14 protein-coding genes are annotated in these 17,405 nt (G+C 44.9%); 8 read left to right on the top strand and 6 right to left on the bottom strand.

Going from position 1 to position 17,405, the window contains the following annotated elements; translation table 11 throughout:
- The first annotated feature begins 4 nt into the window (after positions 1-4).
- The gene (cydB, locus tag SO_RS15335) at positions 5-1,144 is read left to right on the top strand and encodes a cytochrome d ubiquinol oxidase subunit II (protein WP_011073166.1); all 1,140 of its coding nucleotides are present in this window, start codon (positions 5-7) and stop codon (positions 1,142-1,144) included.
- 18 nt (positions 1,145-1,162) lie between these two features.
- A complete protein-coding gene (gene cydX, locus SO_RS15330) occupies positions 1,163-1,279 on the top strand; it encodes a cytochrome bd-I oxidase subunit CydX (RefSeq protein WP_011073165.1) in 117 nt (38 codons plus the stop codon).
- Between the two features lie 310 nt (positions 1,280-1,589).
- Here the strand turns inward: cydX and SO_RS15325 are convergent, their stop codons facing one another.
- Positions 1,590-3,593 (bottom strand): methyl-accepting chemotaxis protein, encoded by a 2,004-nt coding sequence (locus SO_RS15325; RefSeq protein WP_011073164.1) that lies wholly within the window; start codon positions 3,591-3,593, stop codon positions 1,590-1,592.
- 272 nt (positions 3,594-3,865) lie between these two features.
- Here SO_RS15325 and SO_RS15320 point away from each other — a divergent pair, with 272 nt between their 5' ends.
- A complete protein-coding gene (locus tag SO_RS15320) occupies positions 3,866-4,111 on the top strand; it encodes an HP1242/YdcH family protein (RefSeq protein ID WP_011073163.1) in 246 nt (81 codons plus the stop codon).
- On the opposite strand, the gene SO_RS15315 is transcribed toward SO_RS15320, so the two are convergent.
- Together SO_RS15315 and SO_RS15310 are read right to left on the bottom strand one after the other, a co-directional pair.
- Positions 4,096-7,176 (bottom strand): efflux RND transporter permease subunit, encoded by a 3,081-nt coding sequence (locus SO_RS15315; protein WP_011073162.1) that lies wholly within the window; start codon positions 7,174-7,176, stop codon positions 4,096-4,098. The genes SO_RS15320 and SO_RS15315 overlap by 16 nt on opposite strands.
- Before the next feature lie 2 nt (positions 7,177-7,178).
- Positions 7,179-8,303: an efflux RND transporter periplasmic adaptor subunit gene (locus SO_RS15310; RefSeq protein ID WP_011073161.1), complete on the bottom strand. Its 1,125-nt coding sequence runs from the start codon at positions 8,301-8,303 to the stop codon at positions 7,179-7,181.
- 136 nt (positions 8,304-8,439) lie between these two features.
- On the opposite strand from SO_RS15310, the gene SO_RS15305 reads away from it, so the two are divergent.
- Complete coding sequence (locus tag SO_RS15305) at positions 8,440-9,060, top strand: TetR/AcrR family transcriptional regulator (RefSeq protein WP_011073160.1); 621 nt, start codon at positions 8,440-8,442, stop codon at positions 9,058-9,060.
- A gap of 175 nt (positions 9,061-9,235) precedes the next feature.
- Entirely contained in the window at positions 9,236-10,111 is an 876-nt protein-coding gene (locus SO_RS15300) for a DUF6268 family outer membrane beta-barrel protein (protein ID WP_238560602.1), read from the top strand.
- Here SO_RS15300 and SO_RS15295 read toward each other — a convergent pair whose 3' ends face one another.
- The 3 genes from SO_RS15295 to SO_RS15285 all read right to left on the bottom strand — a co-directional run bounded on the left by SO_RS15295 (position 10,112) and on the right by SO_RS15285 (position 14,001).
- Positions 10,112-10,672, bottom strand: coding sequence for a chalcone isomerase family protein (locus SO_RS15295; protein ID WP_011073158.1), 561 nt, complete (start codon positions 10,670-10,672; stop codon positions 10,112-10,114).
- Between the two features lie 275 nt (positions 10,673-10,947).
- A complete protein-coding gene (locus tag SO_RS15290) occupies positions 10,948-11,427 on the bottom strand; it encodes a DUF2947 domain-containing protein (RefSeq protein WP_011073157.1) in 480 nt (159 codons plus the stop codon).
- Positions 11,428-11,532: 105 nt separating this feature from the next.
- Positions 11,533-14,001: a motility associated factor glycosyltransferase family protein gene (locus tag SO_RS15285; protein ID WP_011073156.1), complete on the bottom strand. Its 2,469-nt coding sequence runs from the start codon at positions 13,999-14,001 to the stop codon at positions 11,533-11,535.
- 270 nt (positions 14,002-14,271) lie between these two features.
- Here SO_RS15285 and SO_RS15280 point away from each other — a divergent pair, with 270 nt between their 5' ends.
- From SO_RS15280 to pseC, 3 genes are all read left to right on the top strand, one after another.
- Positions 14,272-15,030 (top strand): IS5-like element ISSod6 family transposase, encoded by a 759-nt coding sequence (locus tag SO_RS15280; protein ID WP_011073155.1) that lies wholly within the window; start codon positions 14,272-14,274, stop codon positions 15,028-15,030.
- Between the two features lie 229 nt (positions 15,031-15,259).
- The gene (gene pseB / locus SO_RS15275; protein ID WP_011073154.1) at positions 15,260-16,255 is read left to right on the top strand and encodes a UDP-N-acetylglucosamine 4,6-dehydratase (inverting); all 996 of its coding nucleotides are present in this window, start codon (positions 15,260-15,262) and stop codon (positions 16,253-16,255) included.
- Positions 16,252-17,397 (top strand): UDP-4-amino-4,6-dideoxy-N-acetyl-beta-L-altrosamine transaminase, encoded by a 1,146-nt coding sequence (pseC, locus tag SO_RS15270; RefSeq protein WP_011073153.1) that lies wholly within the window; start codon positions 16,252-16,254, stop codon positions 17,395-17,397. The genes pseB and pseC overlap by 4 nt, the downstream gene beginning before the upstream one ends.
- Positions 17,398-17,405: the final 8 nt, after the last annotated feature.

The raw sequence follows: 17,405 nt of genomic DNA, 5'->3' as shown, positions 1-17,405 counted from the left end.
CATTATGTTTGATTATGAAATGTTGAGAGTAATCTGGTGGGCTCTGATCGGCGTACTGTTCATCGGATTTGCGGTCACAGACGGTTTTGATATGGGTGTAGGGGCGTTATTACCGATTATCGGTAAAGACGATACCGAGCGCCGTATCATGATCAATACGATTGCGCCCCATTGGGACGGCAACCAAGTGTGGTTGATTACCGCAGGTGGTGCCCTATTTGCCGCTTGGCCTATGGTATATGCAGTGTCTTTCTCTGGCTTCTATGTCGCCATGATGTTAGTGCTGTTTGCCCTTTACATGCGCCCAGTGGGTTTCGATTACCGTTCTAAAATCGAAAATCCAAAGTGGCGTAAGTCATGGGATTGGGCTCTGTTTGTTGGCGGCTTTGTGCCACCGCTGATCATCGGTGTAGCCTTTGGTAACTTGTTGCAGGGTGTTCCATTCAATTTTGATGAATTCCTGCGCGCGACCTACCATGGCGGCTTATTTGGCCTGTTAAACCCATTTGGTTTACTCGCAGGTTTAGTCAGCGTCACCATGTTTATGATGCAAGGCGCTGCATGGCTGCAAATGAAGACTGAAGGTGAGCTGCGTGTACGTGCTGCCAATGCCACTCAACTGTTTGCACTGTTAGTGGCCGTATTATTTGCCGCTGCAGGTGTGTGGTTAGCCAATGGTATTGATGGTTATGTAGTGACTTCAGCCCTTGACCATAATGCAGTGTCTAACCCAACGTTGAAAACCGTTGCGGTTGAAGCAGGTGCATGGTTAGCCAACTATGACAAGTATCCTATTACCATGCTGTTCCCTGTATTAGGTGTAGCATTACCACTATTAGTGATTGTTGTAAGCCGCTTAAATCGCTCTGGTTTTGCCTTCCTGTTCAGCTCGTTAGCTGTAGCAATGGTGATCTTAACCTGTGGTGCAGCAATGTTCCCATTCGTTATGCCTTCATCATTAGACCCTAACGTGAGTTTAACCATGTGGGATGCGACAGCGAGTGAAATGACCTTAACGGTAATGACATGGGCTGCGATTGTCTTTGTTCCCATAGTGTTAAGTTACACAGTATGGACTTACTTCAAAATGTTTGGCCGCTTAAGCCGCAAGCATATTGAAGATAACAAAGCCTCACTCTATTAGAACTAAGGAGCATCTACTATGTGGTATTTCACGTGGATATTAGGGGTTTTGTTAGCCTGTGCCTTTGGTGTTATCAACGCGCTTTGGCTTGAAAACACTGAGAACATGGACCGCTCAAGCGATGACCCAGAGTAATCGCTAGATCCCTATAGCGTAAACCATTTAAAACCCCGCCAAAGCGGGGTTTTTTATTGCTCTGCAAAACAGCTAAGTGCTTTGGGGGTTATTGGCAGCCTATAGCCCATTTACGGGCAAGTTTTGCAGCAGTCTATATGACCAGCTGTCACTACAGCTATTTGGGCTGTTTATTATTTTGTGCTAGATGCTTAATATCTAAGTGGTCAATGCGCTTATCGAGATCACTTTATCAGTAGAAATTAGAGTGCTAAATAACGTAAAAAAATACCGTCCAGATGGACGGTATTTATATGGGGCTTAGTCTGACTTAGGCCTTAAATTGACTAATTTGCTGCTTAAGCGCAATGGCGAGGGAAGATAACTCATTCGCTGAATTGACTGTCTCGGCGGCTCTGTGCTCTCCTTCATTGGCCAGCTCGCTGATTTGATGCAGATTGTGGGTGATCTCTTGGGCGACGCTGCTTTGTTGCTCGGTTGCTGAGGCAATATTACGTGAGCTGATGGCAAGCTCAGCGATTCTGCGATTAATTTCCTCAAGTTGATGACCGGTTTCTTCCCCTTGATTTGCTGAGGCGATACCGAGCTGATGGCTTTGCGCCATTTGACTCGTTGTGGTTTTGACTTGGGTTTGCAGTTTATCAATGGTTTGACCGATTTCTAGAATCGATGTTTGGGTCCGTTTAGCCAAGGTGCGAACTTCATCGGCGACTACGGCAAAACCTCGCCCTTGTTCACCCGCTCGGGCTGCTTCAATGGCCGCATTGAGGGCAAGTAAGTTAGTTTGCTCAGCAATACTGTTGATCACTTCCGTGACTTTACTGATTGCTTCACTTTCTTGACTGACTTTATCAACGGCTTGATGGCTATTGTTGAGTTGTTGGCTTAGTTTCAGTAAGTCTTGTACCAACCGAGTTTGTTGCTGTTGACCTTCTTTAGCGGCGATGTCGACCTGCTGGTTCTGATTGGCACCCTCTTGAGCATGATTTGCGACATCGCGGATTGACGTTGACATTTCTTCGATTGCCGTCGCAATTTGATCTGTTTGTTGCATTAGCGCTTGAGCTTCTTCGCCATTTTGTTTGGCAATTCGCTGCGCTTTTGACGCTTGCTGCTCAATACTCTGCACTGATGTTTGCAGAGCACTGATTAATTGCCGTAATTCCGATGACATTGTGGAGACGCTGGTGGTGATTTTATCGACTTCATTTTGACTATCAAAAGCCGATGGTGGTAGATGATGGCTAAAGTCCCCTGAACCAATGATTTCCATGTGCTGTTGTAGTGCGTGTAAAGGCTTAAGTGAGCGCAGTAGCACCAAGGACAGCAGCACTGTAATTAACACTATGCCTGATACGGCTACTATGGCATTGATGGTTAATAACAGCAGGCCTTCTTCATTTAATTCATTGGCGTTAACTTGCCCAATCAGCATCCAGTTCCAGCCGTTAACATTTTGGCTGTAGGCAAACATTGGTTGGTTTTTACTGTTGGCATAGCGCCATTCGGCTTGGTTTTGTGTGGCTTGGCTGAGGGTTAGGCCATCAAGCATTGACTCTGTTACTGGTTCGCCAGTATTGAATTTGGGATGCGCGACGAGCACATTGTCAGCTTTACGCATTAACAGAAAATGGCCGCTTTCTTCTAGCGTGATTTTATTTACCGCTTCTTGTAATTGTTTTAAGGATTGGGTTATTTCAAAACCGATAAATAAGATCCCAATGACTTGTCCTTGCATATCCTTAATGGGGCGGTAGACCGTCATATAGTCCTTACCAAAAAGTTTGGCGTATCCTTCATAAATCTCCCCTTTCATCAAGGTGGGATAACCTGGATGGTTTTTTCCTAAAAAGGTGCCTAAGGCGCGGCTGCCATCGGCTTTTTTAACGGAGGTTGCAATGCGGACAAAGTCATCCCCTGCCAGAGCAAATACGGTAGCGGTACCGCCCGTGAGGTTAGCAAAACGGTCGACTTTACTCTTTGAGGCGTTAAGCTGCTCCGTTTCATGCATTAGCGCAGGAGTGTTCACCCCGAGTATATCGACCTTTTTATCTAAGAGACTAAATTGGCCTGGATACATTCCTTTAAACACATCTGCATTGCGTCTCGCTAATTGCAACAAGCTATCGTATTGCAACTCAAGCATATCGGATACTGCGTGCATCTCCGCTTTCATGGCACTGATGCCTTTATCTTCGAGTACATTTGAAGCGGATTTATAGGAGAGGGTACCAAGTATGCAGAAAACAATCAGGGTGAGGACAAACGCGAGGGTACCGATTTGTTTTGCAATAGGCCAATTTTTATAGTTCATTGTGCGATCCTATAGGGTAAAGGTTAACGCTAATCTAACCTAAGTTTTACGTCATGGTCTTGATTTGGGTCTAATATTTTCTATTATTTATTAATAGTTCGCTGACATATTGCCAATTAACGCCCACAATAACTTCACATAATTTTGATGGATTGGAATGTCGTTCTGAAGGATGGGAAAGGTGTTTCAGCGTGATATTTGGGGAGAGCAAATAGCAGATTTACTATGCACTATCGCAATTGAGCTGAGACAAGACAACAAGGAGTGACATTATGCTTGGCGAAAATCATGCGTTAATTTATGAGTTTCCAGATTTTGCTGACCACATTCGTCATCTTAAAAAAAATAATACGATCTTTGCGACTATGGCGCAGCGCTACCATGAATTAGACCACAAAATCCGCGCGTTAGAGTTAACCAAAGTGCCCACTGATGATGAGCACTTTGTGGCCTTAAAATTAGAGCGGCTCCACCTTAAAGATAAGTTGTATCAATATTTGGTTCATGATGCCATTTGAGGCGACAAGGTCGCTGCTTGTGTCGAATGGCGCTTTGTCATCAGTAGTAGATACATGGTGGGCACCCAAACGAGTGATAACAGCGTTGTCAGCAAGGTGCCGCCCGCGATAGCGATCGCAAAGGGTGGCCAGAAGCCACCGCCTGCAATAATAAGCGGAATAAAACCTCCTACAGTGGTGATCGTGGTTGAGCTGATATGACGGCCGCAACTGCTCACTGTGCTAACAATGACCGCCTTATCGCCCATTCTTGCCGCTGGTAACTCTTCAAGCTCAGCTAAGATCACAATGGCAGCGTTGATTGCCAGGCCCATTAAACCTAGCAGCGCAATGATCACGGGGAAGCCAAAGGGATAACCAAACACAAATACTGCAAGTAGCCCCAGTCCTGCCGACTGTAATGCGCTGAGTAAAATAATGGCCGTGAGCCTAAAGGAATTAAAGGATAACACCACGGTTGCTAGTAATAAGGTGACCACTAAAATGATATTTGACAGTAGGTTACCTATCGCTTCATTGCGTTTAGCGCTTTCTCCGCCAATTTCAATCCGATAGCCTGCCGGCAGTTTGATTGCGGCCACTTTATCTTTAACATCATTTAAGACTTGGGCGGGTAATACACCACTGACGATATAGGCTTCGATGGTATTGACCCGTTGGCCATTGCGTCTTGGTATCGCCCCACGGCTTACCTGTACCTCATTATGTGAAAGTGCAGATAACGGGACGGCGGTGCCAGAAGGTGTCATCAGTTGAATTTCCGATAAGCGGCTCGCTTGCTCACGGCTATTCTCGCCTAAACGCACGCGTATAGGTAATGACTCGGTTTGTTCTAACACGCTGCCACCTATCACTCCGGTCGTTGACATTTGGACTTGTCTGGCGATATTCGTCAGGCTTAGTCCGCTGATTAAACTCGCATCTTCATTCACCTGCAGCAATACCTTTGGTGACCCTGCACTTAAGGTTGCGCGGGTGTGGATCACATCGGGTGTCGCGGCCAAAATATGACGGATTTCATCACCGAGTGTACGTAATGTTTCCAGATCAGGGCCGAATATCATCAACTCGACTGGTGCATTAAAGGGGGGGCCTTGCTCTAATTTGCGCACCAGCACCTGAGCTTCAGGAAAGGCTTTATCGAAACGTTGTTGCAGTACAGGTATAAGCGCGTTGGCACGCTCAAAATCGATGGTTTTTATCATTGCCTGTGCATAGTTGGTAGCGCCTTGTTGGCGCTGGGTTAAATTGTAATAAAACGAAGGCGTATTTCCCCCGACAACCCAATCGACTTGGGTAATGCCTTCGATTTGATGCAATTGCTTATCCATCAAATACACTTGGCTTAGCGTATTTTCTAGACTGACGTGGGGCGCGAGATATAGCTCAATTTGGAACATATCCCGATCCGATGGTGGGAAGAATTGTTCGGTCATTTTCCCTGATGCATAAAAACCTAACAGCGGAATGGTGCCGATTAATATGGCGCTGAGCCGTGGGCGGTTTAAGGCAAACCTTAGGCTTGCTTGAAAGTAACCACTTACTAAAGGCAAATTGATCCCATGCTGATACCAAATAGGATTTTTACCTTCAAGGCTAAAACGTCCCGCGAGTCCCGCAATCAAAGTATGGGAAATTAAATAGGAACCAAACAGTGCAAACATTACCGCCATCGCAATGCCACCGACAAACTCTCCTGTTGCGCCCGGCATTAGTACGATGGGAGCAAAGGCTAAAATGGTGGTAATCGTTGAGCCGGCTAAGGGTAACCATAGGTGATGTAAGGCCTCAGTCACTGCGTTTAGGCGACTCATGCCCTGTTGGCGGCGCTGGGCGATGGCATCGACAATCACAATGGCATTGTCCACCATGATCCCAAGGGCTACCACTAAACCGGTGACTGACATTTGATGAATGGGTAAGCCGATGTATTTCATGCAGGCTAAGGTAAACAGGGCGGTTAAGGGGAGGGATATGGCAACAATGACGGCATTTCTCAGCCCTAGGGTCAGCAGTAACACGCTGAGAATAATCACAAACCCTTGTATGAGGTTGATAACGAGTCCACCAAGCCGTTCACTGGTGTAACTATTTTGCTCTAATAACCATTCCACTTTGATATTTGCGGGTAGATCGATATTGAATTCATCGACCAACTGCTTGACTTGTCCCTGCCAGATATCGACGCGAGTATTGTTGAGCATACGTGCCGCGACAAAAACACCTTGCTCGCCATCGACGAGGCCGATACTGTCTGCAGGGCTTTTAGGTTGACGGCTGATTGTCGCAATATCGCCCAAGCGAATGATCTGCCCATCGCTATCCACTTTAAGTGGCACTTGGCGAATACGGCTTTGGGAATCGAGTTCACCAGATACTTCGACTAATGCACGAAAATGATTGTTATTAATCTCACCCGCCGCAATTTTGCTGTCAGCGCTGCGCAGAATGTTGGCGATAGTCCCCGGAGTCAGCTGCAACTGACTCATCTTATAACCATCAAGTTGCACGAGAATTTCTTCTTCAGGCGCGCCATAGAGTTTGACGAAGTCCGTCCCGGCTAAGAGTCTGAGTCTGCTTTGTAATTCTTTGGCGTAGCGATTAAGCATATCAACCCGAGGTTGACTGCTATCGTTCCACACTAGACTTAAAATGGCGGTGTAGGCGTAGCCTACTTGGTCATCTAAGGTGGGTGTTTGTATATCATCGGGTAGGCTGTTTCTCGCGTCAGCAAGCAGATCCCGCGCCCTAGACCACACAGGATCGGTATCTGTTACCGTGTCTTTGAGTTCTAATTGAATCACAGAAATACCGGGTCTTGAGGTCGATTGAATCAGCTTTATTTCCTCAAGGCGGCGTAACTGGTTTTCTAATACTTCAGTGACTAATGCCTCTACCCGCTCGGCGGATGCGCCTGGATACGGGGTTATCACCGAGGCAAAGCGGTTGGTGATATGCGGATCTTCTGTGCGTGGCAAGCTGGACATAGCCCCAAATCCGGCAACTAAAAGCAAGGCGATCACTAGGCTGACTAGGCGGCCATTTTCGACAAAGGCTTTAATCATCATTACCTCGTCGTCGCGAGTGTGGAAACGGCTTGGCCAACGACTAACTTATGTAGACCTTGAGTCACATAGTGTTCGTCGCCTTTAATAGCACCTTGGATATAAGCCATATCCTGCGTGGTGTAGAGGATATCGACATCGCGTCGCTCGATGTGGCGTTGAGTGATATCTGACGATTTGGTTGTTGAATTTTGAGCCGCCACATAGATATTCCAGCGCCCTCGAATACCATCAATCAGTGCTGAAATCGGTACCCAATAACCCGCTTGTTCAACGGTTTGTTGTTGATGTAAATAGGCTATTTCCCCATTAATCACTTTGGCGTGTTCAGGTAGACTGATCCGCAATTGAACAGTGCGGCTAATGGGATTTACTTCGGCACTCATTCCCGCAATTTTTGCCGTAAATGGCTGATTATGTACACTAACCTTGACATTTTGGCCAGTGGAGAATTGGTTAGCAATGGCGACGGGAACACCGATATAGGCCTCGGTATTCATACTGCCAACTAAGGTAAAGGCTGGGCTACCCGCGGCAACCACTTCCCCTAAATTATGTTGGCGCTGACTGATGATGCCATCAAAGGGGGCGAGTAAGTGTGATTTGTCGAGTTTAAGTTGATTGGCATGCTGCGAGGCGAGCAGGCGTTTTTTAGCCGCTTCTAGGCTGGCGAGTTGGGTTTGAGTTTCATCGAGCAATTGTTCTGAGACATAACCGGATTTTTTCAGTTCTAGATTACGCTTAAGCGTGCTTGTGGCAAGGTCAACATCAGCTTGAGTTTGCGCTAAGCTTGCTTGGATTTCTTGGCGCTCGGCTTCAAGCAAGCGAGTATCAAGTTTGGCTAAAACCTGCCCTTGGTGGACGTTGGCTCCACTATCGACATTCAGTTCACTTAATTTTCCTGATAGTTCAAAGCCAACCCCTGTCGTGTTACCAGCGCGAATGGTGCCAGTGAACACTTGCTCACTTTGATAACTTGGCGATAAGCGTAAAGGCGCGGTGATGACATTTTGTAACTGAGCTGTGGTGGCATGCTCAGTGACTTCTTTTTGGCAGGCGGTTAAGGTGGTCGCGGCAATCACACAAAGGGCGAATTCACGCCAAGAACGTCGGGCAGCTATGTCCATCACAATCCTTACTCTGTAAGCGTTAGGTTAATTTTATGTAACTAGACTTGCTAGTCTAGTTGCGCGAAACTGGACTGTCTAGTCCATTTTGTGCTTAACTAAGACGAATTAATGATATTGATTTTTGAGTAATGATATGACGCAGCCTTCTGATATCCCCTTGAGCCGAAGTGAGCAAAAGAAGCAGCAAGTGCTGGTAGCGGCGATTGATTTGTTTTGCCGTCAAGGTTTTCCCCATACCAGTATGGATGAAGTCGCTAAATTAGCGGGCGTTTCTAAGCAAACCGTTTATTCCCACTATGGCAGTAAAGATGAGCTGTTTGTGGCGGCGATTGAATCTAAATGCGTGGGTCACAATTTAAATGATGACTTGCTGAGTGATCCAAGCCAACCCGAAGCCACCATTACCGAGTTTGCCTTGCAATTTGGCGAGATGATTGTCAGCCCTGAGGCGATAACGGTGTTTAAAGCCTGTGTGGCACAATCGGAAAGCCATCCTGAAGTCTCACGCTTATTTTTTGAGGCTGGACCTAAGCATATTGTGGGGTTAATGGCCGATTATTTAGTCGCGGTAGAAGCACTTGGACGCTATCGATTTACTCAGCCACACCACTGTGCAGTACGTTTGTGTTTGATGCTATTTGGTGAGCTAAAACTAAGGTTAGAGCTTGGGCTGGAGGCAGATAACTTAGTGGGAGAACGTGAACAGTATATTCGCGGTTGTGCAGAAATGTTCCTAAAAGCTTATCGTGTTTAACTAAAGTGGCGTTAAGGTATCAGTTTGTATCTTATTCGATTAAGAATGAACTTTTGTCTTGGGTAACGCGTATTATGCGCAACATATCATTTAACCAGTAACGCAAGGAGCAGTCGTGGCTAAACCACTTCATTCACGAGTCAATATTAACCCTAGCATAGTGTGCATAGGGTTGATGCCTTTGTTGAGTTACTCCGTTTTCGCAGCAGAGCCTCGTCAGGAATATAAGCCTTTTAAGGTTAGCGTATCGCAAATTAGTACCCAGAGTGCCAACGTAGCCAATGGTGAGACAGAGTTGCAGCGGGATAGCCTGTTACTTAACGCTGGCGTTACTATGCCCTTGAGTAAACAATGGTCCGTTGGGATGAGACTTGGCTACGACAGACTTGACTACGATTGGCGTAATATTCGTTTAACAGGCGCCAATAATACGGCGGCGTTGTTTAGTGATGCGGGTGCCTCTTGGGAAAATATTGACCGCTACCGTGCGAGCGTATCTGTTAATTATCGGATGGATAAGCATTGGTCATTTATGTTCTCGCCACAAATCCAATATGCTTATGCCGATACCGCGTCCGCCAGTAATGCACAGAGTTATGGTGTGGTTGCATCAGCAATGTATGCCTTTGAGTCGGGAAACATGCTAGGTGTTGGTGTGGCTTACTTGAACGACATAGATGAAGTGCGCACTTTGCCTTACCTTGCTGTGAGCTGGCAGATCAATGACCGCTGGCGTCTAGCAAACCCTTTCCAAGCTGGGTTTAGTGGGCCAGCAGGATTGGAACTCAGTTATCAGTTCAATCCCGCTTGGAACGTGGGTCTGGGGAATTCGCGCCGTACGGAGCGATTTTTAATTGCCGATGATGAAACGGTAGTCGAAACCAATGAATGGGTGAGCTATCTGCGAGCCGGTTGGCGTGTTACACCCGCAATCGCGTTAAATCTCTACGCGGGCTATTACTTTAACGGCGAATTAGAAGTGACCGATGAAGCAGCGCTTGATCTCGATAACCAAGGCGCAGCGGCCTTGGATCTCGAGTTCAGATTTTGATTATTGGCCCAGCATGGCTTCTTTGAGGCTTGCCTGGGCAGGTTTTTCACCTAACCAAATCTTGAGTAAGGCTTGGCGGAACATTTCCCCTTCAATCGTGGCTTGTTCTTGACCGTTTTTATAGGCGGTAACACCACGGCTTTTGTTGGCGACTAAGGTAAATTGGTCGCCTTGTTTAATTTCATCCTTAAATAGCGCCATAAAAGTATCAATTTGAGGCTGAATATCCGTGGTATTATCGGCCGTGGCATACTCAAATCCTTCGATGATTGCATCACGCATTTTCTCTGAGGTGATCATTCCTGAGGTGATATTGAGACGAATCGCGGCTATCGGAGCATTGATTACTTCGGCGGTGGTGTTGCTGTGGGTTGGCACGTACAGACTCCCCACATACAAATCCATAAAAAATTTGCTACGTACCCCCACGCCATTTAATTGCAGTGTCTGAGCATCGAGCGTGATACTGTCAGCAACTTGGACTCCGGAAACCTCTTTAGCGTGAGTCAGTAGTGGGAAAAGTAAAGCAGTGGTAAGCGTCAGAGTTGAGAGTAACTTCATCATACACCTCATATTTTTTTGTTATATCAGTTGAGAGAATTAAAATAGTAGAGTCTCCAACTGGATTAATCGGCTGATTGCGGCAACGATACTAATCGAAACAAAAGGGGAGCGATAGCCAAATTTGTTAACGCTATCGCGCGATTGGGACTAAAACGATACGATCTAACAGCTTTTATCGATACAAAGAGATAGAAGGCTTATCTTAAAACGAGAACGAAAGCCGTTTCGATGGATTGCTACTGCGCTCTGGTTGCTCTCAACTCAGCTAAAGATTAGCCACGAACACCTAATTTATATTGGCCGTTCTGTTCAAACATGACTGCTTGTTTTTGTTTTGGAGAGATCAGAATTGGACCATCATCAAAGAACAAAAAGCACTTCCAATTGCGGACAAACACATCCCAACGAGTTTCAATCACCTGATATTTTTCATAGCAAAAAAAGACAGGGGTATCCTCAGGCCATTGTATAAACTCGGCTAACATTTCGGGTAGGCTGTTATCCTCGCTATCCCATGCGCTTTGCCAATGATCTGTTTGTGTCCATGCATCGGCTTTAGCCGCCCAATCCCCTTTAGTAAATTGCTCGGCGCGGCTGCTCTTATTGCTAATCCACTGATTCCACACCAGCATGGCACTTTTATCCGTTAATGGCAGGATACAAGTTTTGTCTTCATCGCTTACAGGTAAGTCTTTGTGGTTAAAAATCCACTTACGGCGATAGGTGTCTAAAGGTATATAGGTATGTGACAAACAAAATCTCCTAGCAAATGACAAGACTAAAACGGGCTCATTATAAGGTCTGAGGAATAAATAATAAAACCACCGAGCGGAGATATTACCGCTCGGTATCTTTAATTATTGTGCTTCAGCCATGATTCGGGTGAGTTCTGCCACGTAGTGTTGTGCTACTTGATTGCTCGGATCGGCATTGAGGGCATTGCTAAACGCAGTGTGTGCGCCTTCAGCTTGGCCAAGTTCAATCATAAATAAGCCAAGTTTTATCCACGTTTGGGTGTCTGATGCATACTTTTTTAAGTAGTCTAGATAGACGTTGACTGACTCTTGAATTTTCCCGCATAGCTTAAGGATATGCGCATATTGCGGCATATACTCGTCACTGTAGGCCAAAATTTTGACAAGGGTTGACTCGGCGAGATCGAGTTTTTCAAGTTTGAGCGCAAGCAAAATAATGTGTTTTAATTCCATCTCAGTACAGAGATCTTCAGGTAATGCTAATAGTGCATCTAAGGCTTGCTGATACTGCTGCTCTAGGCTGAGTTGTAACGCGAGAGCCAAGTGATACAGTCTTTGCAATTCTGGATTGCCATCGACGAATGGCAGTAAGTTTTCTACTGTTATCGATAGACCTTGATTGTTTCTCATGGCGTAAAGCGTCATGATTTTTGTGTAGATATTTTCCGCAGTAGACGCCTTATTTAATGCCTCAACATAGACTGGGCTTACTAGGGTAATATCCTGAGAAAATTGTTCTGTTAATTCATTCCATATCACCTGCTCGGATTCAGATAATGTAGGATGTTTATGGTATTTATCCCAAATATAAACACGGCCTGATTGAGTTTTTTTCAACCAAATGGGCGCAAGCGGTGTTAATGAGGTGGAATTTAATTCGAGTTGTCGAAATTGAAGGTTGTCATAGGATTTTTTAGCGAGTTCTAAAATATCATGGCATATCGTATTGAAGGCTTCATAATAGTTTAGCGTCATTTCATTGATATGGGTTTGTGTCCAACTATCGGTATTTCTTGCAGTGAGAAAATGTGAGAACTCATAATAACCGTAGGTTTTAATCAACCGAGACAGTGTGGCGTAGTGAAGATTAATCTCTTCTTCTATTTGGTTGATTTTATCCAGCGTTAAGCAGGAATCCTGCGGATCCTCATTCAGTGTTTTTGTAAGCGTAAGTGCTTTTTTAGTTAGCTGCCTTAATGTTTCTAATTGGCTAATGGCTTTACTGCACTCTTGTATTGCTGAGTTTAAGTCATCCTCAGTATCGGGAGTAGCCTCGTTGATCACCTCAATGACGGATTTATCTGTAAAGGATGAAAGCACTATTGCCGTTGTTGGCATGTGAACAATACCCTCAATTTTAGCTGCATTAATTGATAGATTAATAAAGCTAATATCAGGATAGGTCTTGGCCTCCTCAGCAAGGGATTCCATTGCATGAATGAGCTGAATAGGAGTTTCAGCTGGCTGACCAGCGTAGGTTTCAACCCATTTATTATTACGGCCTAGACTTGGACCAATGCTGGCTTCAACCGTACCTTTTGCATGACTATAACCGGATTTTGAATAGCAATAATCGACACCACTTAGCAATAGGGTAGTAAAGCCCATTTCGATAGCAAGGCGTATTGAGCTGTTGGTGACCGTTGGGCCTACGGTGATGATATTGTCATGATCATGCTTGCCACTCCAAGGATAGCGTTGGCCCAAATAGGCTTTAGGGCCATTCCATTGGGAGAGGATTTTATGGCTAACGTGATAGGAATTTACCAGCAAGGTTTGGTGGCTTAATTTAAACATGTCACGGCTTACGTCGAAACTAAAATCCTGAGGGTCGACGCAGGTAATTATGTCTACGGATATGCCATTATCGGCCAATTTTCCCGCGATGCGTGAAACGGCGATAATAAATAAATTGTCGTTATTGTGTTTTATCCAATCGATATGTTCGTCAAGAGAAGGACCGCCAGCAATGACTAAGCAGGTTTTTCCGCTAAATGTATTCCGTAGTATTTTGGCTGGTGTTTGATTATCGGCAATATTTTCAAGCTGGGTTTGGAAAAAGATTTTTTGGGTAAAACCGATCCTATGGGTGAAATAATCATCTTGGACTTTGGTTTCGATGCGATTGAATAAGGCAATATAGACATCTAAGTGCTGGGATGCAACGCCTAAGGATTGATGGATTTCATATTGGCCTTTGATTAAAAAGACTTTTATGTCATCTTGCTCCATTAACTCAATAAAACTGGCCTCATTAACAATACTGATTGCAGATTGTTTGTCTGCGGGGATATCGATGACCAATAAGGGCATGACTTCATCTAATTCAACAAAAATAAATTTGCTGCCGATGGGGAGATCCTGCTCCAACACGTAGTTGGCCAGTAGTCCAGAATCCATTCCAACCACAATATGCAGCTTATCTTGTTGAGAAAACGATTGTCTGAAACGACGATTGTATAAGGTTTTAGAGTCAATACCCTCAAAGGTGTGGCGGTTAATACTAGGTAAGTAGTATTCGTTAAAGCGACTGATCGCAAAGTTATTCAAAATGTGGGCTTGTAGTTGCATGTTTTCCTCGAGTAGAGCGAACAACTGAGCGATTAAAAGGATGAAACGCCAGCATAATGTCACTTCATTCATTGTCTGAGCAAGTGTTGTTAGGACTTAGCAAAATATGTTCCAGCAAAAAATTGACACTAATAGGCTGGTACCTTGCTTGAGCTATAAAGCATTTGTTTGCTAGGTATCTAGGGTCTGTTGATCTTTCGAGAGTGATTTTTAGACAGCATGGCAAGACGTTATAATTTGCTTCGCCAAAAGTAACCATAACCTCAAGCCATGCCAAGACTTATGCTAACCGATGCACGCTGGGAAAAGCTATTTCATTTAATGAAAAGCACAGGCCGTGTTTATGACAAACCTGAACATAGACAAACATTCGAAGGTATTCTTTACCGCCTTAGAACAGGTATCCCTTGGCGAGATTTACCTAAAGAGTTCGGTCATTGGAGCACGGTCTTTAGACGGTTTCATTTATGGTCTAAGAAAGGCGTTCTAGCACATTTATTCAAGGCCTTAGCCAACCTTGCTGATATAGAATGGGTCTTTATTGATGGCTCGATAGTGCGGGCTCACCAGCACAGTGCAGGTGCAGCGACGCTAAGTAATGAGAGTATTGGTAAAAGTCGAGGCGGTCATTCAACCAAAATTCACTTAGCCGTCGACAGCGGAGGATTACCGATTTATTTCGAATTATCAGAAGGCCAAAAACACGATATTACACACGCCCCCAGCTTAATTGAGCACCTGAAGCAGGTTGATACCGTCATTGCAGATAAAGGTTATGACAGCGATGCTTTTCGTGAACTTATCGCCAATAAAGGCGGGAAATCTGTTATTCCAAGGCGCCGCTATAAGAATACACCTCAAGAAAGAGTCGATTGGTGCTTATATCGGTATCGACATTTAGTGGAGAATGCTTTTGGAAGAATTAAACACTATCGAGCAATATCAACAAGATATGACAAGCTAGCAAGAAATTACGCCAGTATGGTGTCACTGGCGTTTATGTTAATGTGGCTGCCGATGTATTGCTGAAGAACATTTGTACAGCAAAGATCAACAGACCCTAGCAATAAGTATATAAAAAATTTATATTTTATCTATATTTGCCTATAATGAGGTAACTTGTATTTACGGCATATTGGCTTATTTTATTCCGACGAGGATTTTGGCGTGGATCTTGTAAGAGTTGGAGAGTTGACGAAATGGCTCATCGTTGTCACAAGTAGCTAATCGAAGGTTTAAATCGTGAGTGGGGAACTCTATGTTTGATAATAAAACAATTTTGATTACGGGTGGCACGGGGTCATTTGGACAAAAATACACCAAAACCATTCTCGAACGCTATAAACCGAAGCGCTTGATCATTTTTTCCCGAGATGAATTAAAACAGTATGAGATGCAGCAAGTGTTTAACGCGCCATGTATGCGTTATTTTATCGGTGATGTGCGCGATGGGGAACGCCTGAAACAAGCCTTTAAAGATGTGGATTTTGTGATCCATGCCGCTGCACTTAAACAGGTTCCCGCTGCCGAATACAACCCGATGGAATGCATAAAAACCAATATCCATGGGGCCGAAAATGTGATCCGGGCCGCCATCAGTAATAATGTTAAGAAGGTCATCGCCCTCTCAACAGACAAAGCCGCGAGTCCTATTAACCTATATGGTGCGACTAAGTTGGCCTCCGATAAGCTGTTTGTCGCCGCCAATAACGTGGTGGGAGATGGCAAAACCCGATTCGCCGCAGTTCGCTATGGTAATGTCGTGGGGTCACGTGGTTCAGTCGTGCCATTCTTTAAACAACTGATTGCCAATGGTGCGACTTCGCTGCCCATTACGCATCCCGATATGACACGTTTTTGGATTACTCTTCAAGATGGTGTTGATTTTGTCTTAAAAAACTTCTCCCGTATGCAGGGCGGAGAGATCTTCGTACCCAAAATTCCTTCCATACGCATCACTGATCTTGCCGCAGCCTATGGGCCGAGTTTGGAGCAGCAGATTGTAGGTATTCGTCCCGGGGAAAAAATGCATGAGGTCATGTGTCCAGGGGATGACTCCCATCATACGATTGAATTTGATGACCACTTTGTCATCACGCCAAGTATTCGTTTTTTTGGGCGTGAAACAGACTTTTGTACCAATGCCTTAGGAGAGAAGGGGCAGACTGTGCCGATGGGATTTGAATATAATTCTGGCACTAATCCACATTTTTTAACACAGGCTGAAATTCTTAAACTGGATACCGTTGCATGATCCCCTATGGCCGACAAGACATCAATCAGGCAGATGTTGATGCTGTGATTGAAGTGCTTAATTCTGATTATTTGACTCAAGGGCCTAAGGTTCCGGCATTTGAGTCAGCAGTTGCTTCCTATTGTTCAGCTCGCTATGGCGTAGCAGTAAATAGTGCGACTTCTGCCTTGCATATTGCATGTCTCGCTCTTGGGGTTGGGCCAAACGATATAGTATGGACTTCTCCAATTACCTTTGTCGCCTCGGCAAACTGCGCGCTTTACTGTGGAGCTGAGATTGATTTTGTCGATGTGGATCCTCTAACGGGTAATCTTTGTCCACATGCATTGGCAATGAAATTAGAACAAGCGGCTCGGATAGGGAAGCTCCCTAAGGTTGTTATCCCTGTACATTTATGTGGTCATAGTTGTGATATGGCAGCGATCGCTGCTCTTGCTGAACAATATAGCTTTCACATCATTGAAGATGCCTCACATGGGATTGGCGGGAGCTATCATGGATACCCTTTGGGTAGCTGCCAATACTCTGATATTACCGTTTTTAGCTTTCACCCCGTCAAAATTATCACCAGCGCCGAAGGCGGTATGGCCATGACAAACAGCTCAGAATTAGCTGAAAAAATGGCCCTTTACCGCAGCCACGGTATCACTAAAGCCCCCGATAAAATGTTAAGACCTGATGAAGGGGACTGGTATTACGAACAACACGCCTTGGGATTTAACTATAGGATGACGGAGTTGCAGGCAGCGCTTGGTTTGTCGCAAATTAGCAGGCTTAATGCCTTTGTTTTGAAACGCAATGAACTAGCCGCTATATATCGTAAAGAACTCATTGGATTACCCTTTTGCTGGGTTGAGCCTTTGTCAAATACTCAAAGTGCTAGACATTTACAAATTATCCGCCTAAATGACGCATCAAGAAGAAAACAGCTATTCAACGATATGAGAGCTGCAAATGTACAAGTGCATGTTCATTATTTCCCCGTACATCTTCAACCTTACTATTTAAAACAAGGATTTAAAGAAGGTGATTTCCCACAAGCAGAGGCATTTTATCAACAGATATTGACCTTGCCACTCTATCCTTTGATGACTGATAAGGAACAAGCTTGCGTTATTAACACCTTGTTAGCTGTACTGTAAGAAAATTC

It is taken from the genome of Shewanella oneidensis MR-1 (assembly GCF_000146165.2).
Lineage (GTDB): Bacteria > Pseudomonadota > Gammaproteobacteria > Enterobacterales > Shewanellaceae > Shewanella > Shewanella oneidensis.
The sequence above is the reverse complement of the archived record's forward strand: the minus strand, read 5'-3'. Positions and strand labels throughout refer to the sequence as shown.